The organism is Bacteroides sp. AM16-24 (assembly GCF_003471885.1).
Taxonomy (GTDB): domain Bacteria; phylum Bacteroidota; class Bacteroidia; order Bacteroidales; family Bacteroidaceae; genus Bacteroides.
The window spans coordinates 211,533-236,174 of record NZ_QRKI01000001.1 but is presented as its reverse complement, the minus strand read 5'-3'; the positions used below and the strand labels follow the sequence as shown (position 1 = coordinate 236,174).

Below are 24,642 nucleotides of genomic sequence, written 5' to 3'. Positions count from 1 at the left end.
TCATCTCTTAAACATCCGCGCCATATCGCGTTTGTCATCTTTCTCTTTCAACGCTTCGCGCTTGTCGTATTGCTTTTTACCTTTGGCAAGGGCTACCACCACTTTGGCAAGTCCTTTTTCATTAATAAACATACGAACAGGAACCATTGTAAAACCGGGATCTTTCGCTCCACGCGCCAGTTTATCAAGTTCTTTTTTGGTAAGTAAGAGTTTACGCTCCCTGCGTGCTGAATGGTTATTGTACGAACCGTAGAAATATTCAGAAATATGCATATTCTTCACCCACAGCTCGCCATTGGCAAAGTAGCAGAAGGTATCCACAAGGCTTGCTTTACCCATGCGGATCGATTTAATTTCCGTACCCGTGAGCACAATACCCGCGGTATAAGTGTCTACCAATTCGTAATCGAATGTAGCGCGCTTATTTTTTATATTAACAGGAGCTTGTTTCATGATTTCAAACGTTAATTAAGCACCATCGTCAGCTTGTTGAATATAAACTGAATGAGCATAGGACAGGCAATGAGTAGGATGGAAGAAATGATTGTAAACCGTAACCGGTCTTTTTCTTCTACTTCCATCAACGTGGAAGCCCCCTCCCACACCACATACACAATATAGAACTGCAACAGCAATCCGATGATATTAAAGTCCGGCAATATGCCGATAATAATCTGGAGCAAGAAAAGAACAACCAGCGCATAGCCCGCAAACTGTTGCGTCAAGGGTATGTCACTGTCCATCATAAACATTTTAACGCGCATCCCATTTATGAGATACGCCGCCAGAAAATACCCTCCAAAGAGGGATACTGCCACCGCGCAACATTGCGTCATGGCATATTGAAAACTTTCGGGACCGCCCCAACCCTTCGCCAACAAAGAGCCGATAAAGACGGACAATCCGCATAAACCAATCATAGGATAGACAAAAGCAGTAAATACTTTTCGCCTATCCTCCTCCAAACGAATTTCCTCCCAGGCCTTGGCCGGAGAGGAAATCAGTAACATTGCTATATGGAATAATGCTTTATAATCCAATTATTAATCTTTATATGGGTATTCTACAGAATAAGGAGTCAACTCAGATTTAGCCTTATCTAAATCATCTGTTTTGAAATCAGTCGTCTCATTTGCATAGATAGTAACTTTTGTAGGAAGTTTTTTCGTTATACCTTTAAAAGCAGACAAAGCTTCTGTTATCCTATAAATTCTATTATATCCTGTTTGCTCTGCCACTTCTTCCTCTTGAGAATAATGACGTAAATAGAATTTCAACTCTGTATCTGTATCTTTGATTTCTTCGACATTACAGTATAAAGAACAAGAATGACTATCTTTTTCTTTCTTTGCCAAGAAATATATAGGAACAACCAAAGTGTTCTTATCATAATACATAAACTGAGCCTGAGATGCATTTTGAGAACCATATCCTATCTGAAGGATAGTAGCATTTTCCTCTTCTTCTCCTTTACTATTGCCTACTATTACATTTCCAGTCTTTATAACTTCGATATAAGGAATCGTCACATTAATATTCTTCGTATTTTGATCTACCTGTTGTTCATCTGAATTATATGAGTATTGGAATTGTACATAATCACCATAAGTTAAATTCTTATCTACTAAAGAATTTACTGCAGTAAATTTAATGCCATAAGGAGCAGTAATAACAGTACTTGGAAATATTTCTGTCACTTGTCCTAATGTTATATCCGTCACTGTCGGGTCACTATCCATGCAAGAAGTAAACGAAACACCCATTATTAAGGTCAGGGCAACCATCCAGATTTTAAACTTAGCCATTTTCATTGTTCTATAAATATTAGAGTTTGCAAATTTAGATAAAAGAATCGAGTAACACCGCACTCTCTCCATTTTTTCATTGTTTTTAAGAGTAAATGAAATATTAATCTAAATACTGCACATTCCACTCCTTATTTAACATCAATTTACAAAAAGCAGAGTACCGAAGAGAGAAAAGTGCAATAACTAAAACAATTGCTTGTGGCGAACATCCTCTCAGCCACAGACTAATAGCAACGAGATTAAGGCTAAATATTACTTTGCCTTATTCTTTTTGTTACTATGCCATATTTTAATCTTTGGTTTCCAATTGCAGACTGTCCGGTTTCCAACTGCGGGACAGACAGCCTGCAGATAGAAACCAGACAGCCTGCAGTTGCGGGACGAAGTTTTACATAAAGCCCAACCACATTTACTCCTAAGGATATACACATTAAGAACTAAGGATGCTCACAAAAAGGACTAAAGGAAAGGAAATTTATCTTCAGGTTTTAATGTATAGACTCTTTAGCAGAAGAATATCTTTTCTGCAAAACTTATCTTCCAAATAATAAATTTCAGTAACTTTGTTTCCGTTGACTCATGGTGACCTCTGTCAAGAGGTTTATTCATATCAAACTCATACTTAAGATTATGGTCCATTCTAAATTTCACATCATCTCCCATAAAAGGACTGCTACACCGGAAATAAAAAAAGGTGGAAACGATTCTTCGTATCCGGCACGGTACGTTTTCTGTCTCATATTGTTGTTTCTCACAATATCTTCCAGAGCAGTAAATATGGATTCTTTATCTATGAAGAACTATATCTCATCAAGTACTACAACAACTTATGTTGCAAAAAATAAAATGGTTTCACAAGATAAGTATAAACAAACCAGATATTGGAAAAAGCATAAGAGATTAAAAGCCTGTGGCTGGACAACACTCGGAATAGGTGTTCCTACAATGGTTGTAGGATTCGTCGGTGCCGTAGTTTCCGGCTATGAGTCCGGTGGAGACGGAGAAGGCTTCGGCATCGTTATCTGTGCAGGAGCCGGACTGACCGTAAGCAGTATTCCTCTTTTTGTATTTGCCGTTAAAAACAGACAAAAAGCTATTGCAACTGCACTCGGCACAGAACTTGACCCACAATTATGGAGAAAACACAGACTGTTCAGAATTGGCGCATGTACAGCATTGGGCATAGGGCTTGCCGGAATGACAACAGGCTTGATGGGCGGAGCTTTTGATGATTCTCTCTACAAAAACACCCAATCATGGAAAGCGGTATTTTACACCAGTGTGGGTATAACAGTAGCCAGCATTCCACTATTCGTTCTTGCCAATATCAATAAAAAGCGAGCTAAACAAGCAATAGAATTCTCACTCAGTAGTTCGAACATCCAAATTGCTTTACCCAACGGAATGCTTCAGACACAACCCGCATTGGGTTTTTGCATTCATTTTTAGGGATAAAAATCGCCCTTATCAGACGATTTTAGCAAACAATTCCAAATGCTCATCTACATAACCGGCTATCAAAGCTGTTATGCCTTCCTCTTTTTCCAAGAATTCTTCTTCCAGTTCATCGAAAGCTTCATATTGCTCGTACATAGCCATGAATTCATCATCTGTACGCTCCCGTTCCAAATCTTCACGATGGGCATCATAAATCTTTTTGGCTCTATATACCAGTTTACCGAAATCTTCTGCTCCCCACAGACGCATCACTTTAGCAAACGGATTGGCAAAAATATACCCCCCATACCCATTCTGTATCAACTGGCAGAAACCGCCATCCATTACTTCATCACGGAATATCTGGTAAGCAAGCAAAGTGTGCTGCTCACCTGTCAGCAACGGCATGGACTCAGCGGTCAGCTCACCACCTATCACTTCTTTATATCTGTCGGTAAATACCTGAATAAAAGTATCCATTCCCTCGCCTGCTGCTTTGCGCAAGGCGGCATCAGTAATTTCTATCATAGTCTTCTTATTATGTCTTTTTCTAATTATTACGACAAAGATATGGAATTAAAAGATAAAGGTATAACAAGAAGACTAAAAACAATGAAAAGTGTTCCTACAATTTCCGCAGAATGCCTTTATCACCCACAACGAAGTAAGTATTCTTATCAATCAGCAATGCACGGCCCCGTTTCTTCTTCTGATTTTCTTTATTGTCTACATTGACACCGATAACCTTGCCATCATAGAAAGTAGAAATATCCTTGAAGATGGTATGCCCTACGATAATGTGTTTGACTTTATAGCGTTCCATCACCATTTGTAGGCTGTCCTGCGCCATTGGATGATACTTGGCATCTGTACGCACAAGTCCACGATACCAGATGGGACCGTCGTTACCATACAGAAATGCGATCAATGGAGAAAGAACCCTGCGTTCTTTCTTATTCATGAAAAGGGCTTTACTCATTTCTTCGTTCACGGTAGGGATACTTAGATTACGATCATAAAAATTCTTGCCTAACCCGGCATGAACATAAAGATCACGACCTATAATCTGCATCGTATTACGGGTACCTAACCATTTACCCAATTCAGTATCGGGTCCAAAAAGTTCAGGGTAATTCATATTCAATTTCTGTGCCAGCACTTTATATTTATCTTTCGTATAGCGTAAGTCATTAGCCAGCACCAGCGGCTCATGGTTCCCTAACAGGAAAGAAACAGTTCCACCTGCTTTTGCAGCCTCATCTTCTAACTTATAAAACAGCCAGAATATTTGCGGTACATCTTTTCCACGATCGAAAATATCACCGATAACCATCAGATGATTATTACCAAAGCTCCAATTGTAGTTTTTATCAATAATCCCATTACCCTGCAACAAACTAATAACACAATCCAACTTACCATGCGGGTCGGACATAACAAACACTTTTTCCGGTTGCCGATATTTCCAATCGGGACGTTTCACCGGATGCAATCTCACATCAAACGGAAACCGCCCCTTATGATCTACCACATGCAAGATAAAATCTTCAGGTAGTGCAACATAAGTCGTATCGGTAATTTTCCCTTTCTTATCGACACTGATGACACGCGTTTTACCATCAGGCTGATAAAGCACATACGGTCCGTCAGCCGATAACTCTTCTTTTTTCTCTTTATCTTTCTTCTTATTACCGTCTGAACCAAAAGTTCCGGCACTAAGGCCGGAACTGATGAACATTAGAGTAAATGCGATAAGAAAGTACTTCGTGAAACTTGTTTTACTCATCATATATCATTTATTAAAATTATCTTCCACCATATCCAGGATTCTGTTCCATATTAGGATTGGCATCCATTTCCTTCTTGGGAACAGGAAGTACAATCATATAGAAATTCCAGTCATAGGTCATATACTTCGTATCATGTTTGGTTTTACTCAGATTGCTGTCTTTTACATCCTTACGCTCTACTGTCAATCCATTTCTGATAGCGTCATACATGCGGTGTCCTTCGGCAACCAGTTCTTTACGGCGTTCATCCAGCACTCTTTCCAGAGTAATGGTCTGTCCCACTACTGTGTTTTCCGGATTAGCGCGCTTCACAATCGGATCGAGATACTCAATCGCTGTGGCATTATCGCCCAACTTGACAGCTGCCTCAGCCGCAATCAGATAAACTTCGGACAGACGAATAAGCGGAATATTGGCATCCGTGATACTTTCACTCTGCTGCGGTTGATACTTAAAGACATAAGCATAATATTTCTTATCGAAACTCAACAATTTAAGACGTATATCTTTAGGATCTTTCTTCAGGAACTGATAGAAGGAACAAGTGATGCACATGTCATCATAACCATCCTTAGAATTCAGATAGCCCATACTCTCCTTACCCGGGCTATCAGTAGTAAGGTTCACGATTTCGAACAAGACTTCACCCGGATTGGAGGCAGACGCATCATTACTCCATGCTGTGGGATATTCTTCATTGGTCCACAAGGCATAGCCTTCTTTTTCCGCTCCCTTAATGGCATCTTTCGCCATTTTCAGTGCATTAGTGTTATCATTCTTGTAGAGATATACGCGGCTGAGTAATGCCATTGCTCCCCATTTATTAATTTTACCCTTATTAAAATCACCGCTCAGCAAACCAATGCTTTCGGTAAGATCGGAAATCACCTTCGTATAGCACTGAGCTACGGTGTTTCGGGAGGGTTTACTTTCAATAGTGGACAATCCTTCCACAATGGGCACCCCCAATGATGCTCCGTTATCTTTGGTATAGGGATAGCCGAAGATACGGGTCAAGTCGAATAAGGCCAGCCCACGGATTGCCAAAGCTTCGCCTTTCAGGTCATCTCTGTATTCGGTATCTTCTTCATCAATGACAAGTTTGTCAATGTTCATCAGAATCAGATTACAATTCTGAATGATAGAATAAAGATAAGACCAGTGAGAAGTGGGGCCATTATCTTTTGTAAAATTGAAACGATAATAGTCGGCCACACGTTTGGTAGAACTAACCGCCTGCATATCATCTCCCGTCACGTCTCCATAATATACCAGCCGGCCGGAGTAGGCATCCGAGCTTTGCATCGTGCTATAAATACCATTCAAGGTAAACTCAACATCCGACAATATCTTAATACTGGTTTCAGTATCTATCGAAGTGGAAGGATCCAGATCCAACCAATCGTTTCCGCAAGAACTTACGAAGAACAATACAGAACTGATAAATAAATATTTTAATAGCTTCATAATATCAAGTTTTTTAACGGTTAGAAATTAATGTTTACGCCGAAAGTCACAGTCTTTAAAGGAGGGGTTCCCCAGATAGCAGTACCACCGCTGACGGCTTCCGGATCGTAATAATCGTATGCTGCCCAAGTCCAAAGATTATTGGCTGATGCATACAAGCGTACATTCTCAATACCGATTGTACGGGTCCACTCTTTCGGGATGGTCACGCCGAATGTCAAAGTCTTCAGACGGATAAAATCAGTACTGTGCAGTCTGCGCGTCGTTGTCACCTTATTCATAGCTACATTCGGCTTTTCGTAAAATAATTCATACTTGGTAACATCTCCCGGCTTCCTCCAACTGTTCTTATAGTAAGTCGGAATATTAGCCTCCAGATCGTTACCTCCGTGTTCGGTCTTTTGTGCCCAAGTATCATAAGAGTAACCACCAAACTGGTAAGAGAACATAAAGTTGAAATCAAACCATTTATAGCGTAAAGTATTTGACAAGCCGCCTATCACATTAGGCTCCGCATGCTTGTCCAACACAATGGCATGTGCCTCATCTATAACTTCAGTAATCTCTTTTTTATAGTTACCATTCTCGTCCACGTCATTCGTATAGAACTGCGGAGCACCGGTTTCCGGATTGATACCGGCAAATTCTTTCATATAGAACGTACGGAATGATTTGCCGACTTTGCGAATCTGAGTTCCTTTAATAATTTCTGTTTGCATGCCATCGAGTGTCACAATCTCATTCTTATTGTGTGAAATATTGAATGTGGTGTTCCATGAGAAATCTTTTGTCCGGATATTAGTAGAATTAATTTCCAGTTCCACTCCTTTATTCGAAACTTTACCGATATTCATCAGATAACTGCCGAAACCGGTTGTCATAGAGATAGGACGGTCCATCAACAGATTTTTAGTGGTACGGGTGTAATATTCCAACGTAACATTCAGACGGTTCCACAGACTGAAATCCAACCCCAGATTCAGGTTATAGTTGGTTTCCCATTGCAAATCATCGTTCTTAAGTTGCGACTGAATAATGCCCGGCTGTTCCAAATATCCATTGGTCAGACTGCTCAGTCCTCTGTATCCGAAATAGTCAGTAGGAAGAGTACCATTCACACCATAAGAAGCACGTATCTTCAGGTCAGTCAGCCAATCCTTGACAGAGTCCATAAAGCTTTCCTCAATCACACGCCATGCGGCAGATATCGACCAGAAGCTACCCCAACGATTATCTTTGAGAAAACGGGAACTGCCATCCATACGGAAACTGCCACCCAGATAATATTTGTTTTTATAGTCGTAATTCAGGCGGAACAGATAAGATACCATACGGGTACGCGTATCGCTGCCACCCACCGATTCGGTCTTCATACCATTACTGATCTGGTTTTTGTCGTAAGTGGCAAAATTAGTGGCATAACCGGATAAGTAGTCGCGATACTGGTCATCAATCTCATATCCTGCCAATGCATCAAGATGATGATCCGCGGCTATAGACATTTTATAACTCAACTGGTTGGCCCATACCATTTTCTTGTACTCATAGAACTTCTTGCTCATGCCACCATTGATGTCATCGCCGTTAGAGGTACGCGGGTCCTTCCAGTCATTGCCTTTCGTGTTAACATAATCATAGCTCAAGGTAGACTTGAACTTCAGATCCTTGATGAACTCATATTCACCGTAGATGGTATTGAACGTGCGGGTCACATATTCGCGCTGATAATCATAAGTTGCCGCCAATGCCGGATTACGGTCACTGTTGCGGATAAAATCACGGTTCCAACTACCATCTTCATTGTAAACAGGATCGGAAGGGACAACGGCGTTACGTGAAGTATAGAAAGGAGAAGAATAAGAAGTACCTTCGCTATACACATCCTGATTGACAGTGGCAAACAGAACATTGGCACCTAACTTAAGCTTGTCAGTAGCTCGAAAATCAACATTCAGTCTTCCACTGATACGTTCCAGACCGGAATTGATGGCAATACCGTCCTGTTTCAAATAAGAAAGCGAAGAGTAGTACTTAAATCTGTCCGTACCTCCTGAAAGAGAGGCTTCATAGGACTGATGATTTCCTTTCTGAAACATAATATCATCCCAGTCCACATATCCACACCAGGGAACCGGAGCATAGTTATCAATCTTTCCGTCGGCATAAGCCATTGCATCAGCTTCGCTCTTACCTTTCTTTATCTGACCTGCCACCAAACCGTCATAAATATATTGGCGACGTTCCTCTCCACCCATGACAGGACGATAATCCATAGCAAAATCAGAACTACCCCAATCAGCTTTCAATGAGATGGAGGCTTTGCCCGCCTTACCTTTCTTTGTCGTAATCAATACAACGCCGTTGGCAGCACGCGAACCGTAAAGAGAAGCGGCAGCGGCATCTTTAATGACTGTAACACTCTCGATGTCGGAGCTATTGATAGTCGACATGATATCAAGCCCCGCATCCGAACTCATCGTATTGATAGTACCTGAGCGCATCGGTACTCCGTCTATCACATAAAGAGGAGAATTACTGGCGTTAAAAGACCCCATACCACGAATCCTCAATGAAGAAGAGGCACCTGGCTGGCCGGAAGATGATGTGAACTGCACACCCGGCGCATTGCCTTGCAACAGGTCCTTGAAAGAAATAGCAGGAACATCTTTCAGTGTCTCTCCTTTTACACTGGAAGCAGAACCGGCATAAGCAGATTTCTTGAAGGTACCATAACCGGTAACGACCACTTCATCCATCAAATTGTTATCCGGTACCATTTCCACTTTAACCATCTTTGCAGAAATAACTTTAACTTCCTGACGGATATAGCCTACATAAGAAACAATCAAAGTAACAGGCAGATGATCCACATCAAGAGAAAAATGCCCGTCCAGATCGGTGGTACAACCGTTGGTAGTACCTTTTACCAGTACATTGGCTCCGATAACAGATTCACCCGTCTCATCTACAACGCTTCCACTCACTTTAACCTCTTGCTGGGGAGCAGCTACAGCTTCAACCTTAGAAGCAGGCTTAATAGCGATGACACCTTCATGAACCGTATAAGTCAGCCCACTACCTTTCAGGCATTTATCCAGCACATCAGCAATCTTTTCATGATTCACAATCAACTTTTCTACTTTTACATTTTTCACCTCTTCAGTGCTATACACAAAGGTGAAATCAGTTTGTCTCTGAACTTCCCACAGCACTTCGTTAAGAGTGGCATTCTTAAAAGTTGCTGTGACAGTGGCTTGTGCAAACACTGCATTGGCAGCCTGCATAAAACCGGTAACTGTGAAACAAAAAAATAGTAACGTTATCCATAAACGTCTACTACTTCTTTCAGCTTGATTCTTGTGTTCTTTCTTGTTCATAGTAATCTTTTTTGGGTTAATTATGGAATGTTATTGTATTACCTTCGATTTTCACGTGTACTTCTTCTGTCTTTTCCAGTAACTTGACGAAAGGAGTTATTTCTTCATAACGATTCAGATTACAACCGAAACGTATATTCTTGAGTTTTTCATTTTCGTAAACTACGTTCATGTCATACCAACGTGAAAGTGTCTTCATGATATCTTCCAAGCGTTGATCTTTGAAGTTGATCTTCCCCTTCACCCATGAAGTATAGAATGAAGTATCTACCGTTCGCACCTGTATGGAATTACTTCCCAAAGCGATGGTAGCTTGTTGCGACGGTTTCAGTATAAGGCTTTCACCCTTTTCGGCACTGACCTTTACAGATCCGTTTACTAGGGTGGTCTGGTACTCCTCATCGGGATAAGCGGAGATATTGAAAGTCGTACCCAATACTTCAACCTGCATGCCATTGGCATTTACAATAAAAGGCTGCCCAGTTTTACTCACTTCAAAATAGGCTTCACCTTGTAGCTCGACTTCTCTCTTACCCGTAGTAAATGCTACCGGAAAACGGAGGCTACTCATTGAATTTAAATGCACCTTTGTTCCATCACTCAACACTAATGCATACTCACCGCCACGGGGAATCTCCACCTTATTATATACAGGTTTTGGAGAGACAGATGTACTCTGTGCCAACTGATAATTCAGGGTGGTTGAATCTATCTGAATGTTCGTTCCCTCTATTGTTTGTAAAGCATCTGCCGTTTCTTTATTCAGATTGATAGTCTCCCCATTATCTAAAGTCAATATAGCTTTGGCCGCTCCCGGCAATATAGGTTGGGCTATCAGCACGGACTTGTTAGAAGAATAGTCGTGAGTAGTGTATTTTAGTGAGATGCCAACAAAAAAGACCGGTACTAAAACAGCAGCGGCATAACTGAGGATTTTTATCATCCGTTCCCGGTTATTACTCTTTCTGATGCGCTTTTGCACCTCCATCCAACCGGTTGCAGTGTTGAAAGACGTACCACTTTCCACATGCTTTTTCAAATTCTCTTTACTGCAAATTTTCTGAAAGAGTGCTTCGTGAGCGGAATCTGCTTTTCGCCATTTCTCCAGTTGAGCGTTTTCTTCAGGAGTGATTTCACCCGATAAGTGTCTGGCAATAATATTAGATATATGAAAATCCTGTTTTATCATAAATTGAACTTTTTTCGTTGTCTTTTATAATAAAACAGGCATAATTAAAATCATGGTGAATCGAAAAGCATTTTTTTCCTAAGAAAATTCAAAATGCCGATCTTATTATGCATTTTTTAGGTTTATATCAGTAGTTTATTCCTTCTTTATCAAGAATTAAACTACTTTTGCCACTCAATTTTAATACATCTATTTTATGCCGATATTCTTCATTATCCTCATCACCATATATCTTGGCGGAAACACCTATGTATTCTATAGAGGTGCACAAGCGTTATCCGGACTTCCTGTTGGAATCAAAATCCCGTTGGCTATTTTGTTTTGGCTCGCAGCTCTATCCATCGTGGGGACGATGCTGACCCGTAACATAAAAATGCCGGTTTTCTTATCTCATACAATGTATGAAATAGGCACTGGCTGGCTGATATTCACCTTATATATGGTCTTATTCCTACTCGCATTCGATCTGTTGAAACTATGCCGTATCCCTTTCAACTACAGCTTCGTCGTCTCTTTGCTATTTACAGTCATCTTATTAGGATATGGATACTATAATTATCGCCACCCAAAAACGAACATAGTCAATATCGCCCTCAACAAACCTTTGACCGGTGACCGACAACCTATTAAAATAGCCGCCGTGAGTGACCTACATCTCGGATATGGAACCGGAAAAACGGCTTTAAAGCGATACGTGAAGATGATTAACGAGCAAAATCCGGATTTGATTCTGATCGGAGGTGACTTGATTGACAACAGTGTAGTGCCTCTTTATGCTGAAAACATGATGGAGGAACTGTCCGAATTAAAAGCACCGTTAGGTATTTACATGGTTCCCGGTAATCACGAATATATCAGTGGCATGAATGCAAGTGCACGATTTATACAAGGCACTCCCATACAGTTGTTGCGCGATTCAATAGTCACACTCCCCAGTGGTATACAATTGATAGGACGCGATGACCGATCGAACACTGCCCGCCGTTCATTGCAAGAGCTGATGGCAAATGTAGATAAAAACAAGCCTATTATCTTGTTAGACCATCAGCCCTATAAACTGACTGAAAGTGAAACAACCGGTGTCGACCTGCAATTTAGTGGACATACCCATCGAGGACAAGTATGGCCTATGAGCTTGGTAACAGACTACATCTACGAACAAAGTCATGGCTATCGCCAGTGGGGAAACAGCCATATATATGTTTCCAGTGGATTATCTCTTTGGGGACCTCCTTTCAGGATAGGAACGGAAAGTGAAATGGTTGTGTTACAATTATCCACAAAAGAATAAGAGGCATAGTACTCTCGCGGAAAAAAGATAATTTGTTCTATTTTTCCTGTTCCTTATGATTAAAACCGCATCAAGTCCGTGTTTGCTCCGTACCTATACAGAAGGAGTTGGTATGGGCTTGGTATGGAGCAGACAGGGAGAGGGTATGGAGGTGATAAGAAATTAGTCTAAAATTCTGTTTTCCTCTAATGCTATAGAGAGAAATCAAAGTGACAGGTTGCACGTTTATAAATAAAAAAGTATAAGGAAATAGTAATACTCTTTCAGATATATACGAAGCTTTTTGTATGCAATCTTTTTAAGAGTATGTACAGTTTCAACAGATACATTTAATTGCTCAGCTATTTCAGCATTCTTTTTTCCTTCCATAGCCAATCGCATAATAGCCCGCATCTGATCAGGAAGTTTGTCAATAGCCTCTGCCAGAATCCGATAAGTCTCTTCTTCTACTACTGCATCATGGAAGAAAGAATCCTTTTTCTTTTCAATAACTTTTTGAGCATATTCAAATACTACCTTAGAATGCTCCAATTCATTCAACGCCTTATTGCGCACGGCTGTATAAAGGAAAGCTTTGACTTGATGCAAATAGAAAAAATCATCTCTGATTTGCCATAATTTAGCAAAGGAATCTTGTACGATGTCAGCAGAAGTTTCTTCATTTTCTGTATATTGGTTCGCAAATAAACAAAGTGCCACATAATATTTATCAAAAACATTATGGAACTCCCGTTCATTAAGCCTAATACTAATGAGTATATGAGAAGTTTCTGTAACCACCAGCATTCTTTTTTCTCTATTCTAATGCGAAAATAGAAAAAAAATATTAAAAAATAACACAGTAAGACCTAAACTTCCACATAGAAAAAGAATTTGTCGACATCCGTCACTCAGGAAACCCATACTTTTGTCCCATCAGAATATTAATCTTAAGACCATGAAGAAAAACTACACACTTCTATTTATCATGCTTTTATGTGCCGTTTTTGCACAAGCTCAAACCACTCCAGCCTTCCCAGGTGCCGAAGGTTTTGCCCGCTACACCGTAACCGGAGGGCGCGGAGGTATCGTATATCACGTCACCAACCTTAATGACAGCGGCGAAGGATCACTGCGTGCAGGAATTGATATGAAAGTTCCCCGTACCATTGTTTTTGATGTGTCGGGTATTATTGAACTGAAAAGCAGGCTGGTCATAAAAAACGGGGATCTTACTATCGCCGGACAAACAGCTCCGGGAGATGGGATTTGTATCAAGAACTACACCCTGCACATTGCCGGATACAAGGAAGAAGATAAAAAGGATCAATGCGCCACTAATATTATCATCCGCTTCATTCGCTGCCGTATGGGAGATGAACAAAAAGCGGAAGATGATGCCATGTGGGGACGTTATACCTCGGATATCATCATAGATCATTGTAGTATGAGCTGGAGTACGGACGAATGCGCTTCTTTTTATAGTAATAAGAACTTTACTATGCAGTGGTGTATCTTGAGTGAAAGCCTAACCAAATCGGTACACGTCAAAGGAAACCACGGATATGGAGCCATTTGGGGAGGTGAGGGAGCAAGTTTTCACCATAATCTACTGGCTCATCACAGTAGCCGCACTCCTCGTCTGGATGGCAGCCGATCCATAGGAAGATGGGAAGAGGAGCTCACCGATCTGCGCAACAATGTATTCTATAACTGGGGCCCTACCAACGGAGGATATGCCGGAGAAGGCGGACGGTATAACTTTGTGAACAATTATTATAAACCAGGCCCCTCTACTGCCACAAAGAAGAGTATCGTCAACCGTATCTTTCAGCCCAATGCCGATGATGGTACACAAAGCAATCCTGCAGGTATATGGGGAAGCTTTTATGTGGATGGTAACTACTTTGACGATACTTGCTCCAAATTGAGTAATGACATGAAAAAACTGGTGAGTGAAACCAATGCAGATAACTGGGAAGGCATTCATCCGCATCTGGGTAACGGTGAACTGCCGGGAGGAAGTAAAGACGGCATAAAAAGTAAGACAGAATTTGAAGTCGCATCCGTTAGTACGCATGCTGCAGCACAGGCTTATGAAAAAGTACTGGCACAAGTAGGCGCCAGCCTGAAGCGTGACGCCGTCGATGAACGGATCATCTCTGAAGTTAAGAATGGGAATTACACTTATGAAGGTAGCAACGGCAGTAGTAACGGACTGATTGATTCACAAGCCGATGTGGAAGGGTGGCCTCTGTACAATAATGAAGAAAAGCCTGCAGATTCCAATGGGGACGGTATTCCTGACACTTGGGCTACCCAGTATCTTCCCGTCGGCAAAACCTATAAGGACATAGAACCATCTACCGGTTACTCTTATCTGGAACTTTACATCAATAGCCTCGTTGACGACTTGATGAAAGCCTGTTACGAAAACAGCAGTAATTCCCCAAGCAACCACGATTTCGGTTTATATGGCACTACCACAGGGATTTCTTCTCCTTCTGCCCAAGAAACAGATGCGGTAAAATGTTTCCGGCAGGATAAGCAAATTGTCCTTAAGGGACTTTGCGCAGGGGCACGCATCGAAATTTACGATTTATCGGGAAGAATCATGGCTTCCTATCAAAGCTCTGACGAACAGGCTGTATACCCCCTCACCCAACCTGCCATTATTAACATCCTATCGGGAGGGAAAAAGTACAGTTTCAAAAGTCCTCGTTAATTTTATTGTAATGTGGAGATTGCAATACACAGAACCACTGTCTCTTATTATTTATTTTTATAAAAAAAGTCAGATAACTCGATTTGCATAAATAAAGAAAAGGAGTAACTTTGCGAGCGATTTTAGAAAGTAGATTACGTTTTTTAATTTATATAACTTAAAAAAAGAGCTAATTATGACTTATTCACACGAAGTGGAACACATGTGTGTTGTAAAGAAAGGTCCTAACCACGGACCGGCTCCCATACCCGAAGAAGGCAAATGGGTAAAATCAAAAGAAATAGTTGATATTTCAGGTTTAACACATGGTGTAGGTTGGTGTGCTCCTCAACAAGGTGCTTGTAAACTGACTTTGAACGTAAAAGAAGGTATCATTCAGGAAGCATTGGTTGAAACAATCGGCTGCTCCGGTATGACTCACTCAGCTGCTATGGCTGCCGAAATCCTTCCGGGCAAGACAGTACTCGAAGCATTGAACACTGACCTTGTTTGTGACGCTATCAATACAGCAATGCGCGAACTTTTCCTGCAAATCGTTTACGGACGTACTCAGTCTGCTTTCTCTGAAGGTGGTTTGATTATCGGTGCAGGTTTGGAAGACTTGGGTAAAGGTCTGCGTAGCCAGGTAGGTACACTGTACGGTACTCTGGCCAAAGGTCCTCGTTACCTGGAAATGGCCGAAGGTTACATCAAGAATATCTTCTTGGATAAGAATGACGAGATCTGCGGATACGAATTCGTTCACATGGGTAAATTCATGGATGAAATCAAGAAGGGTACAGATGCTAACGAAGCATTGAAGAAGGTTACCGGTACTTACGGTCGCGTAACACCTGAGCAGGGAGCAGTTAAACATATTGATCCACGTCACGAATAATATAAGGAGGAAAGAAATTATGATTAGAGAAGTAAAATTTGAAAGTCAAGACCGTCGTATCAAAGGTATCATTGCTGCCTTGAACGCTAACGGCATCAAAGACATCGAGGAAGCAAACGAAATCTGCGAAGCTGCCGGACTTGATCCTTATAAAACGTGTGAAGAAACTCAGCCGATCTGTTTTGAAAATGCAAAATGGGCTTACGTAGTAGGTGCAGCTATTGCATTGAAGAAAGGTTGCAAGAATGCTGCTGACGCTGCCGAAGCTATCGGTATCGGTCTGCAAGCTTTCTGTATCCCGGGTTCTGTAGCCGACGACCGTAAGGTTGGTATCGGTCATGGTAACCTGGCAGCTATGTTGCTGCGCGAAGAGACTAAGTGTTTTGCTTTCCTGGCAGGTCACGAGTCATTTGCTGCTGCAGAAGGTGCTATCAAAATTGCTGCTAAAGCTGACAAAGTACGTAAAGAACCTCTGCGTTGTATCCTGAACGGTTTGGGTAAGGATGCTGCACAGATCATCTCTCGTATCAATGGCTTTACTTACGTACAAACTCAATTCGACTACTATACTTCTGAACTGAAAGTTGTTCGCGAAATCGCTTACTCTGACGGTGAGCGTGCCAAAGTAAAATGCTATGGTTGCGACGACGTTCGTGAAGGTGTAGCTGTTATGTGGAAAGAAGGTGTAGACGTTTCTATCACTGGTAACTCTACTAACCCGACTCGTTTCCAACACCCGGTTGCAGGTACTTACAAGAAAGAGCGTATGCTTGCTGGTAAGCCTTATTTCTCAGTAGCTTCCGGTGGTGGTACAGGTCGTACCCTTCACCCGGATAACATGGCAGCCGGTCCGGCTTCTTATGGTATGACCGATACAATGGGTCGTATGCACTCAGATGCTCAGTTCGCCGGTTCTTCATCAGTTCCTGCTCACGTGGAAATGATGGGATTCCTCGGTATCGGTAACAACCCGATGGTAGGATGTACAGTGGCTTGCGCGGTTGACGTAGCTCAGGCTTTGAGCAAGTAAGTAATTACTTAATCAAAATAATAAATCCCTGTAACTGATAAGGTTATGGGGATTTTTATTTCATCTACACAGATACAAGATATTTATAAACTGCCCCACTCCATAATTCAAAACATAAGAAGAATAAAATGATAATATCCCTAAGAACTTATAACAAGCGAATAAAATTCTTGTATTTTTTAACTAGAGTTTTTCTAAAGGTACACAATAAAATTGCAGAATTTGACTACAAATAAGAGTTTTTGAACAAAAAATCAAATATTCAGTTGTATATTCGATAATAACACAATATCTTTGTAGTTGTTTATTATGATCATTTTCTACAAATGTCAACCGAGCACAGACTTATCTTGCATTTGTAAGGATCACACATAGACCTGAAAAAGGAACGCGAGACTATCTATAAATACTAAATAATATGTGGAAAAAATTATTAAGAACTACTTTATGCGCTGCACTCGTATTAAGCAGCTGTACGGACAATGACGTCTATAAGGGGCCTAAGGAGGATGAAAAAGAATTCAACAATTTCTCCTTTTCTACTGTACAAAAGGACGTAAACTTAAGTGTGAATTACGTAAATGGTACTGTAAAATCAAATGTGTATTTTGAAGTATATGATGAAATGCCTGTTACTGAAAGTGAATACGGTACTTACATCAAGCGTCAGGATGTAAATTATCTGTTTGCAGCCTACACCAAAGAAGACGGTACCTACCAAGGTAAACTGGAATTGCCTTCATACCTGACAAAAGTATATATCTATTCTCCCGCTTTCTTTGCACAAACTCTGATGGAGGCAAATGTTGTGAATGGAAGTATCGAAGCAACAGATAATGCCGGTACTGATACTCGTGCAATTACCACCACCAAGTATCCATACGACAGTTATCTAGTAAGTAATAAATACGGAAATGAGGTCTGGAAAACCTGGTTAGGTACATACAATATGTACAAAAACGGGGATATCAATTATAAGTATAATGGCAATTTGGCAGCAACCAAAGATGATGGATTATATACTGCGCACACTCGTATTATAAACTCTCATACAACTTGCCCACAAGAATATCGCGGTTATTCAGATATGTACGTCAACAAGGACGCTGAAGTAGTAGTTACATTTCTGGGACAAAATACTTGTTGGACCTGTTCACTGGGATATTACTATTATAAAGACAAGGAACAACCAAAGGACTTAAATGATGCCCATGTTATCATGTTGTTTCCCAATACTCAGGATGGTAGTTGGAAAGGTTGGACAGCATATAAAAGTGCAGGTATTAATCCGTTGACTGCAGTACAACTGATGTATTATCCTAACATTGCGACCGGAAGTAAAGAAGGAGCAACAACAACCTTCCCGGCAGGTTACAGAATAGGTTTTGTTCTGGCAACCAATGGTTGGAACAATCATGTTGGCGACTTTAGCGGATACAAAAAATATCGCGCCGCCACCTCAAGTGGTTTGAGTTTAAGCGACAAAGGTGTGAAGTTTGAAGAGCCACGTACTGCTGTTTATAGATATGGTGACTGGATATTGACTTCTTTTGAAGATTATATGACTGACGAGAATTTCAGCGATGTAGTCATTGCTTTAAAATCGAATCCGGTAGACGCCATTGACGATATTCCTGTAACTAATCCTGATGAGGATAAGACAAGTATTGATTTTCTGAAAGGTACATACGCATTCGAAGACCTTTGGCCAAGCCAGGGAGATTATGATATGAATGATGTAGTCGTAAGATATAACTATGGCAGCACTTTCGATGAAAAGAATCTGATATATTCCGAATCATTTACTTTCAAGACTTTCCAAAATATAGCCAGTAATCAGAACGGTTTAGCATTCCATCTCAACACGGAAGGAAATATAGAATCTACTTCCTACTCCATTCGCCAACAAGGTGAAAAGGAATTTACAGAAACCACATTTGAATACGAACCTCAGGATAATGTATACCTTTTGACCACCAATGTGAAAGAAAATATGGGAGCAGAATACAAGGTTACCGTTAATTACAGTAAACCCATTTCTAAGCAATCTGAAGCCCAAGCCTTTATTTTCAAAAATGATGCGGACGGATTGCGATGGGAAGTGCATGTTCCTCAGGAAATACCGACATCCAAAATAAACACGAAGTATTTTGGTCAGGGAGACGATGCATCTAAGCCCAATCAGAGTATATACTATGTACGTAAAGGTAATTACCCATTTGCATTTTTCCTGAGCCGGGCAACAGAAAGCGATTTAAGCAAATTGCTGGACGGTACTAATGAAAAAACAGCTATCAATCTGTTATATAGTGGATATGACGGCTGGGTAAGCAGTAATGGCGAAAAGAACAAAGACTGGTATAAGAAATAAAAAAATCTAAAGAAGAATTGCTCAGTATATCTCAAAGAAGCAACTGAGAAGATATTAGAAAGTATAAAGAGAGTGCCAGCTAGCAGACACTCTCTTTTTATTTATACAAATCATGAATTCCCCGAAGGACATTCTTTATTTCAGCCTGGCTTATTCATTAAACCAATCAATCTTTTTAGAGAAATACATCACCATAGCCAATATCACAAACAATCCGAGACTACCGGCAAGTAGGGCAAAAGTCTCCAACTGTATAAGAATGAAAACATAAACATAGAGCACACTGAGCAGACCTACCATTATAAACGCCGGTTTCTTTCTTTTAATAATCCCCAGCATATACCCTCCTACCAGCACAATCGTAAGTACTGATGACACCAGATATGCCATGCTGAAACCTATATGCTCGGACATGGACAACAACAAACTATAGAACAGACAAAGCGCCAAACCGACTAACAGATATTGCAAAGCATGAATACGGGTTTTCTCCATTATCTCTGTGAAGAATATTACTGTAAAAGTCAGTAGAATAATCAGGATAGCATATTTAGTGGAACGCATGGACTGCTGATACTGTTCTACCGGCATTTTCAGATTGACTCCAAAATTAGAATTTTGAATGTCCTTGATACTAGCATTCTGATAATTTATAAACACTTGCGGATAATTCCTGTTCAAGTTCAGCACTTGCCATTGCGCAGAGAAGTCTTTCTCAGTAATCTCCCGTTTCTCCGGTAGGTAATTGCCATCAAAACTTGGAGTATTCCAATTTGCTTTCAAGACAACTTTGGTAGTTTTGCCCAATGGAGTAAAGTAGATAGACTGGGAACCTTTCAATTTAATTTTCATTTCATAAGGCAATTTCCTGTCTTCTTTCAGGGCGGAAAGGTCGACAATGGCATGAACACCCATGCTTTCAATGCCGCGTCCATCCATCCCCGGCTCAAACATATAGACGGAATCGTTTAAAGTTATGCTAACCTGTTCGCTGAGACCACGCATATCAGTCAGGTTCAAGCATATTGCCGCTCTTTGATATTGAAGTGCATCCATGTCCACATTACTCTTGCGAAGTTCTTCCGAACTAAAAAATCCTTTGATAACCAACTCCGACTGATATACATTCACCTTATAAATTCCTCGCTGAAGAATCTCCGTACTCAACTGTCCGTCTATTGACAATTCGTCAGGAAGCAATGTAACATTTCCCATAGTCACCTTCTTCGCACCATTATCTTCCTGTGTGATAGGATACTTCAGATTGATGTAAGGTCCTGTAATTGTCTGCGCCAGACTCCACTTCTGACCGACTTCGGCAATAGCATCCGTCTGTGTTCGCCCGCGTTCCGAAATCATGTCTTCGATCATAAACATCGGGATCAACAGCAATAAAATTAGAAAAGCGATAACTACCACTTTAATTGATTTAGAGAAACGGTGTAGACAGCCGCTTGCCTGTTTCTTTGTTTCATTCAGATTCTCTGTGAAATCTACATTGAAATCTTCGTTCAAATTGTCATTCAAATTGTCCATAATAGAATAGTATTAAGTAAGATATTTAGTATTGTCCGGTTTTGTGTGAAGCCAAACATCTACGTTGATTTCAGAAAATTCTCCAATGCTTCAATATGAGTTTTGAAAGCCTTTTTCCCTTCCGCAGTGGCTTGGAAAGATGTTTTCGGCTTCCTACCCACAAAGCTCTTCTGGCAAACGATATACCCCAACTCTTCCAAAGCCCTTGTATGGCTTGCCAGGTTACCGTCCGTCAGTGAAAGTAATTCCTTCAAAGTATTGAAATCGACATCTTCATTTACCATGAGAACTGCCATAATACCCAGACGAACTTTACTTTCAAATGCCTTATTTATATTTTGAAATGCTTCTATCATCTATTATTTTTTCCTTTCGTACTGTAAATAAAACAACATGCCATACAAAATATGGAATCCACCAAAACCAATTGTCCAAAACATTAAGCCATGTCCTTCAAAGAAACAGTCTGCAATACCCAGACAAAGAAAAGCATATCCTAACCATGCTACATTGGAGTAAGTGAACTTAGACACATTGACCAAAGAAAGTCCATAGAAAAGTAACATCACAGAAGATACCAGTCCGTAATGTTCATGTAGCAATAAGGCTATACAGAACAACCCTCCCGTCAACAACGGCAATGAAAAATTCCATGCAATGCGATAGGTTAATTTACTGAATAGCTTTTGTTGCATCTTCTTGGCCTTATACCAAGACAAGATACAGGCGGTAACAACTGAAACAGTCAAAACCAGTGAAGCAACCATTATTAGTCCTTCCCTATTATCTCCTGATCTTAATAACTGACCGGCCACATAAGCACCGGCTAATGCATACACTCCGGCCAAGACAGCCGTCATTCCACTGAGAGATACGAACTTGGAAGATCTTTCCATCAATTCTTTTATCTCATTTACTGATTCTATTGCTTTATTCTTATCCATATACAAAAAGTACTTTGTGATGCAAAGTAAAATATAAAAAATGAAAGGAACAAAGAATATCGAGAAAAAATATATTCAATGAAGATTAAGCCGCATAAGAATTACTATATTTGCAATCAACCAAATATCAACAGTCATAGCCTAATGATGAAACAATTAATTGCTTGTTGCGGATTAGATTGCGAAAGTTGCGATGCCCGCATAGCTACTGTCAGAGATGACAATGAATTAAGAGAAAAAACAGCCCAACTGTGGAGTGAGTTGAATAACATACCGGAGATTACGGCAGATACCATTAATTGTATGGGCTGTCGTGTGGATGGGGTGAAAACGATGTATTGCAGCGATATGTGCGCAATTCGCAAATGCGTAAACGAAAAAGGATTTAACACCTGTGGTGACTGTAAAGAATTGGATAACTGCCAGATAGTTAGTCCTATTTTTCAGCATACTCCCAGTGCTAAAGAAAATCTTCTATAACATTGTAGTTGATAAATTTGCACTGCCAACAAAACATTGATAGCCATGCATAAATACACTGAAATAAAGAGCATCATTTTATCTCTATTCCATTTAAGTTTTTTCGTACTTTTCAGCTCATGCTCTTCTACCCACACTCCGTTTGCTGTGGTAGATACAAATAAAGCATTGGAGTACACAATGGATGGAAAACACTTGTTTACTTACAATTATGCAGTAACTTATCCTCCACAGGGTGTAGATACTGTCTATAAACGAAGCGGATTCATCCATCCTTTACGTACGTTGGAAGGTGAGGTACTGACCAATTGTTCCCCATCCGACCATTATCACCATTTCGGCTTGTGGTATGCCTGGACAAAAACCACATTCGAAGAAAATGAAATTGACTTCTGGAATCTCTATAAGAAACAAGGTACGGTTCGTTTTCGGCAATTCGTTGAAGTGCAACCCGATGGCTTTTCCGCCGTACTCGACCATGTGGTATATCCCGACTCCACGAAAGAAAAAATAGCGATGACCGAGCAACTGAAAATCCGTGTGGGAAAACCCAAACAACGGGGATATTACATTGACTATCACACCACGCTTCGTTGTGCCACTTCTGCCCCGGTAGTATTGGAAAGCTACCGCTATGGAGGCATTTGTATCCGTGTATGCGAAAGTTGGAATGGGCAGACAGCCGAGATGCTCACATCCGAAAGGCTCGACCGTAACAATGCCGATGGATCACTGGCCCGTTGGTGCTACTTTCAAAAGAAACCCGGCAAGGACGATGCCTGTATCCTGATTGTTCCTTACCCTTCCAATCTAAACTATCCCGAACCGATACGCGTATGGGATGATAAAGCCAATAATTCCCGGGGCGACCTGATGTGGAACTTCTCTCCAACCAAACGCCAGTCATTTACTTTGCATCCCGATCAGGAATTGCGTCTTTCTTATCGGATCTATGTGCTGGATGAATCGATAAACGCCTCTACTGCCGAGGCACTTGCAAAAGAGGTTATCTAATTGTATTCTTTTTCCGATGAGGTTGTGTCAAAAGTAAGAATTACTATCATTTTGCTCTGTCATCCTGAACATAGTGAAGGATCTACTCCCCTGAAGCGCAGAGAAGAGATCCTTCGACAAGCTCAGGATGACGAAATGATACGCTTATCAGAGTTTCGACACAACCTCATCGGAAAAGCATTTTTATCGTGATACCCTTCCCGATGTATTTCCTTGCATCAGGCTCTCTACTTCCTCCACCGTCACATGATTAAAATCACCGTATACGGTATTCTTTAATGCAGAGGCTGCCAGAGCATATTCCAATGCTTTCTGATCATTATCCGGATACATTATGAGACCATAAATCATGCCACCGACAAAAGCATCACCGGCACCCACGCGGTCCACTTCGCATTCGATATCATAAATACCTGTATGTTTCAATGTGCTATCTGAATAGAGAACGGCAGCCAGCAAATTATGATTGGAAGTAATGGAATTACGAAGTTCCAGAAATGCCTTCTGGCAACGAGGAACAAGTTCCACCACCCGACGACCGAACTCTTCAAAGGCAGGAAAATTTGCCTCAAATGTAGTATCCGCAGCATCTACCGCTTTGAAACCGACAGGCTGTATGCCAAGTATCTCTTTATATTCCGGTTCGGCACCGAAAATAACATCACTATATTGTACTAAAGGTTGCATGACTTCGGCAGCAGAACTCCCATAGTTCCAAAGTTTCTTACGGAAATTCAGGTCACAGGAGATAGTCAATCCCATACGGTCAGCTATTTCAAGAGCCTCACGACATGCATTGGCACCATCTTGTGACAAAGCAGCAGCAATACCCGACCAATGAAACCAACCGGCATCAGAGAATATCTTTTCCCAATCAATCATGCCCGGACGCAAAGTAGCAAAAGAAGAGCCTTCACGGTCGTAAACCACATTAGAATTACGGAATGCCGCACCACTTTCCAGGAAATAAAGCCCCATGCGCTTACCACCAAAAACAATACCTTCCGTACCTAAACCGTTAGCACGGAGCGAAGCTATACAGGCACGTGCCACAGCATTGTCCGGCAGGCGGGTTACGAATTCTGTGGAAATACCAAAGTTAGCCAACGAAACGGCCACATTTGCTTCACTGCCACCGTAAGTGGCTATCATCTGATTGGTTTGTGAAAAACGTAGGAAATCAGGAGCAGTAAGCCTCAGCATTACTTCACCAAAGGTGACTACTTTCTTATTTGTGGTAATTTGTTTCTTGTTCATACGATGTCAATAATAAAGATTAACTAAACAGCAAAGTTGTATTTTTATTCCAAGCAAACGCAAAGATATA

At 40.9% G+C, this 24,642-nt stretch carries 21 protein-coding genes; 8 read left to right on the top strand and 13 right to left on the bottom strand.

What is annotated here, in order from left to right; genetic code table 11:
* Genes smpB through DW182_RS00895 form a run of 3 tightly spaced genes read right to left on the bottom strand, consistent with a single transcriptional unit; the run spans position 1 to position 1,805 of the window.
* Positions 1-453, bottom strand: a complete 453-nt coding sequence (gene smpB, locus DW182_RS00905) for an SsrA-binding protein (protein WP_007664142.1) — start codon at positions 451-453, stop codon at positions 1-3.
* An 11-nt stretch (positions 454-464) separates the two neighbouring features.
* On the bottom strand, positions 465-1,010 hold the full coding sequence (locus DW182_RS00900) for a Yip1 family protein (RefSeq protein ID WP_118294528.1): 546 nt from the start codon (positions 1,008-1,010) through the stop codon (positions 465-467).
* A gap of 33 nt (positions 1,011-1,043) precedes the next feature.
* Positions 1,044-1,805 (bottom strand): hypothetical protein, encoded by a 762-nt coding sequence (locus tag DW182_RS00895; RefSeq protein WP_182427893.1) that lies wholly within the window; start codon positions 1,803-1,805, stop codon positions 1,044-1,046.
* 849 nt (positions 1,806-2,654) lie between these two features.
* Here DW182_RS00895 and DW182_RS00890 point away from each other — a divergent pair.
* Positions 2,655-3,257 (top strand): hypothetical protein, encoded by a 603-nt coding sequence (locus tag DW182_RS00890; RefSeq protein WP_147400093.1) that lies wholly within the window; start codon positions 2,655-2,657, stop codon positions 3,255-3,257.
* 18 nt (positions 3,258-3,275) lie between these two features.
* Here DW182_RS00890 and DW182_RS00885 read toward each other — a convergent pair whose 3' ends face one another.
* The 5 genes from DW182_RS00885 to DW182_RS00865 form a co-directional block, all read right to left on the bottom strand.
* On the bottom strand, positions 3,276-3,773 hold the full coding sequence (locus tag DW182_RS00885; RefSeq protein ID WP_007664151.1) for a DMP19 family protein: 498 nt from the start codon (positions 3,771-3,773) through the stop codon (positions 3,276-3,278).
* A gap of 97 nt (positions 3,774-3,870) precedes the next feature.
* The gene (locus tag DW182_RS00880; protein ID WP_118294350.1) at positions 3,871-5,034 is read right to left on the bottom strand and encodes a metallophosphoesterase; all 1,164 of its coding nucleotides are present in this window, start codon (positions 5,032-5,034) and stop codon (positions 3,871-3,873) included.
* A gap of 16 nt (positions 5,035-5,050) precedes the next feature.
* Positions 5,051-6,502 (bottom strand): RagB/SusD family nutrient uptake outer membrane protein, encoded by a 1,452-nt coding sequence (locus DW182_RS00875; RefSeq protein WP_118294349.1) that lies wholly within the window; start codon positions 6,500-6,502, stop codon positions 5,051-5,053.
* Positions 6,503-6,522: 20 nt separating this feature from the next.
* Entirely contained in the window at positions 6,523-9,879 is a 3,357-nt protein-coding gene (locus DW182_RS00870; RefSeq protein WP_118294348.1) for a TonB-dependent receptor, read from the bottom strand.
* 16 nt (positions 9,880-9,895) lie between these two features.
* A complete protein-coding gene (locus DW182_RS00865; RefSeq protein ID WP_118294347.1) occupies positions 9,896-11,068 on the bottom strand; it encodes a FecR family protein in 1,173 nt (390 codons plus the stop codon).
* A 196-nt stretch (positions 11,069-11,264) separates the two neighbouring features.
* On the opposite strand from DW182_RS00865, the gene DW182_RS00860 reads away from it, so the two are divergent.
* Entirely contained in the window at positions 11,265-12,359 is a 1,095-nt protein-coding gene (locus DW182_RS00860; protein ID WP_118294346.1) for a metallophosphoesterase, read from the top strand.
* A gap of 225 nt (positions 12,360-12,584) precedes the next feature.
* Here the strand turns inward: DW182_RS00860 and DW182_RS00855 are convergent, their stop codons facing one another.
* On the bottom strand, positions 12,585-13,139 hold the full coding sequence (locus DW182_RS00855) for an RNA polymerase sigma-70 factor (protein ID WP_118294527.1): 555 nt from the start codon (positions 13,137-13,139) through the stop codon (positions 12,585-12,587).
* Between the two features lie 157 nt (positions 13,140-13,296).
* On the opposite strand from DW182_RS00855, the gene DW182_RS00850 reads away from it, so the two are divergent.
* The 4 genes from DW182_RS00850 (at position 13,297) to DW182_RS00835 (ending at position 19,341) form a co-directional block, all read left to right on the top strand.
* A complete protein-coding gene (locus tag DW182_RS00850; protein ID WP_118294526.1) occupies positions 13,297-15,063 on the top strand; it encodes a pectate lyase in 1,767 nt (588 codons plus the stop codon).
* Positions 15,064-15,238: 175 nt separating this feature from the next.
* Positions 15,239-15,940: an iron-sulfur cluster assembly scaffold protein gene (locus tag DW182_RS00845; RefSeq protein ID WP_007664170.1), complete on the top strand. Its 702-nt coding sequence runs from the start codon at positions 15,239-15,241 to the stop codon at positions 15,938-15,940.
* 19 nt (positions 15,941-15,959) lie between these two features.
* Positions 15,960-16,970, top strand: a complete 1,011-nt coding sequence (locus DW182_RS00840) for a GGGtGRT protein (protein WP_118294345.1) — start codon at positions 15,960-15,962, stop codon at positions 16,968-16,970.
* Positions 16,971-17,388: 418 nt separating this feature from the next.
* A complete protein-coding gene (locus tag DW182_RS00835) occupies positions 17,389-19,341 on the top strand; it encodes an LruC domain-containing protein (RefSeq protein ID WP_118294344.1) in 1,953 nt (650 codons plus the stop codon).
* Positions 19,342-19,491: 150 nt separating this feature from the next.
* On the opposite strand, the gene creD is transcribed toward DW182_RS00835, so the two are convergent.
* Genes creD through DW182_RS00820 form a run of 3 tightly spaced genes read right to left on the bottom strand, consistent with a single transcriptional unit; the run spans position 19,492 to position 21,821 of the window.
* Positions 19,492-20,877 (bottom strand): cell envelope integrity protein CreD, encoded by a 1,386-nt coding sequence (creD, locus tag DW182_RS00830; protein ID WP_118294343.1) that lies wholly within the window; start codon positions 20,875-20,877, stop codon positions 19,492-19,494.
* Positions 20,878-20,936: 59 nt separating this feature from the next.
* Entirely contained in the window at positions 20,937-21,233 is a 297-nt protein-coding gene (locus DW182_RS00825; RefSeq protein WP_007664177.1) for a transcriptional regulator, read from the bottom strand.
* A gap of 3 nt (positions 21,234-21,236) precedes the next feature.
* On the bottom strand, positions 21,237-21,821 hold the full coding sequence (locus DW182_RS00820) for a hypothetical protein (RefSeq protein ID WP_007664179.1): 585 nt from the start codon (positions 21,819-21,821) through the stop codon (positions 21,237-21,239).
* 147 nt (positions 21,822-21,968) lie between these two features.
* On the opposite strand from DW182_RS00820, the gene DW182_RS00815 reads away from it, so the two are divergent.
* Positions 21,969-22,301: a DUF3795 domain-containing protein gene (locus DW182_RS00815; protein ID WP_044155264.1), complete on the top strand. Its 333-nt coding sequence runs from the start codon at positions 21,969-21,971 to the stop codon at positions 22,299-22,301.
* Between the two features lie 45 nt (positions 22,302-22,346).
* Positions 22,347-23,315: a PmoA family protein gene (locus DW182_RS00810; RefSeq protein ID WP_233564049.1), complete on the top strand. Its 969-nt coding sequence runs from the start codon at positions 22,347-22,349 to the stop codon at positions 23,313-23,315.
* A 183-nt stretch (positions 23,316-23,498) separates the two neighbouring features.
* Here the strand turns inward: DW182_RS00810 and DW182_RS00800 are convergent, their stop codons facing one another.
* The gene (locus DW182_RS00800; RefSeq protein WP_044533894.1) at positions 23,499-24,572 is read right to left on the bottom strand and encodes a sugar kinase; all 1,074 of its coding nucleotides are present in this window, start codon (positions 24,570-24,572) and stop codon (positions 23,499-23,501) included.
* Between the last annotated feature and the right edge of the window lie 70 nt (positions 24,573-24,642).

What these genes read in the sequence shown, in the direction of transcription:
- smpB (WP_007664142.1), bottom strand. Translation starts at nt 453, where the DNA reads ATGAAACAAGCTCCTGTTAATATAAAAAATAAGCGCGCTACATTCGAT.
- DW182_RS00900 (WP_118294528.1), bottom strand. Translation starts at nt 1,010, where the DNA reads ATGTTACTGATTTCCTCTCCGGCCAAGGCCTGGGAGGAAATTCGTTTG.
- DW182_RS00895 (WP_182427893.1), bottom strand. Translation starts at nt 1,805, where the DNA reads ATGGCTAAGTTTAAAATCTGGATGGTTGCCCTGACCTTAATAATGGGT.
- DW182_RS00890 (WP_147400093.1), top strand. Translation starts at nt 2,655, where the DNA reads ATGGTTTCACAAGATAAGTATAAACAAACCAGATATTGGAAAAAGCAT.
- DW182_RS00885 (WP_007664151.1), bottom strand. Translation starts at nt 3,773, where the DNA reads ATGATAGAAATTACTGATGCCGCCTTGCGCAAAGCAGCAGGCGAGGGA.
- DW182_RS00880 (WP_118294350.1), bottom strand. Translation starts at nt 5,034, where the DNA reads ATGATGAGTAAAACAAGTTTCACGAAGTACTTTCTTATCGCATTTACT.
- DW182_RS00875 (WP_118294349.1), bottom strand. Translation starts at nt 6,502, where the DNA reads ATGAAGCTATTAAAATATTTATTTATCAGTTCTGTATTGTTCTTCGTA.
- DW182_RS00870 (WP_118294348.1), bottom strand. Translation starts at nt 9,879, where the DNA reads ATGAACAAGAAAGAACACAAGAATCAAGCTGAAAGAAGTAGTAGACGT.
- DW182_RS00865 (WP_118294347.1), bottom strand. Translation starts at nt 11,068, where the DNA reads ATGATAAAACAGGATTTTCATATATCTAATATTATTGCCAGACACTTA.
- DW182_RS00860 (WP_118294346.1), top strand. Translation starts at nt 11,265, where the DNA reads ATGCCGATATTCTTCATTATCCTCATCACCATATATCTTGGCGGAAAC.
- DW182_RS00850 (WP_118294526.1), top strand. Translation starts at nt 13,297, where the DNA reads ATGAAGAAAAACTACACACTTCTATTTATCATGCTTTTATGTGCCGTT.
- DW182_RS00845 (WP_007664170.1), top strand. Translation starts at nt 15,239, where the DNA reads ATGACTTATTCACACGAAGTGGAACACATGTGTGTTGTAAAGAAAGGT.
- DW182_RS00840 (WP_118294345.1), top strand. Translation starts at nt 15,960, where the DNA reads ATGATTAGAGAAGTAAAATTTGAAAGTCAAGACCGTCGTATCAAAGGT.
- DW182_RS00835 (WP_118294344.1), top strand. Translation starts at nt 17,389, where the DNA reads ATGTGGAAAAAATTATTAAGAACTACTTTATGCGCTGCACTCGTATTA.
- creD (WP_118294343.1), bottom strand. Translation starts at nt 20,877, where the DNA reads ATGGACAATTTGAATGACAATTTGAACGAAGATTTCAATGTAGATTTC.
- DW182_RS00825 (WP_007664177.1), bottom strand. Translation starts at nt 21,233, where the DNA reads ATGATAGAAGCATTTCAAAATATAAATAAGGCATTTGAAAGTAAAGTT.
- DW182_RS00820 (WP_007664179.1), bottom strand. Translation starts at nt 21,821, where the DNA reads ATGGATAAGAATAAAGCAATAGAATCAGTAAATGAGATAAAAGAATTG.
- DW182_RS00815 (WP_044155264.1), top strand. Translation starts at nt 21,969, where the DNA reads ATGAAACAATTAATTGCTTGTTGCGGATTAGATTGCGAAAGTTGCGAT.
- DW182_RS00810 (WP_233564049.1), top strand. Translation starts at nt 22,347, where the DNA reads ATGCATAAATACACTGAAATAAAGAGCATCATTTTATCTCTATTCCAT.
- DW182_RS00800 (WP_044533894.1), bottom strand. Translation starts at nt 24,572, where the DNA reads ATGAACAAGAAACAAATTACCACAAATAAGAAAGTAGTCACCTTTGGT.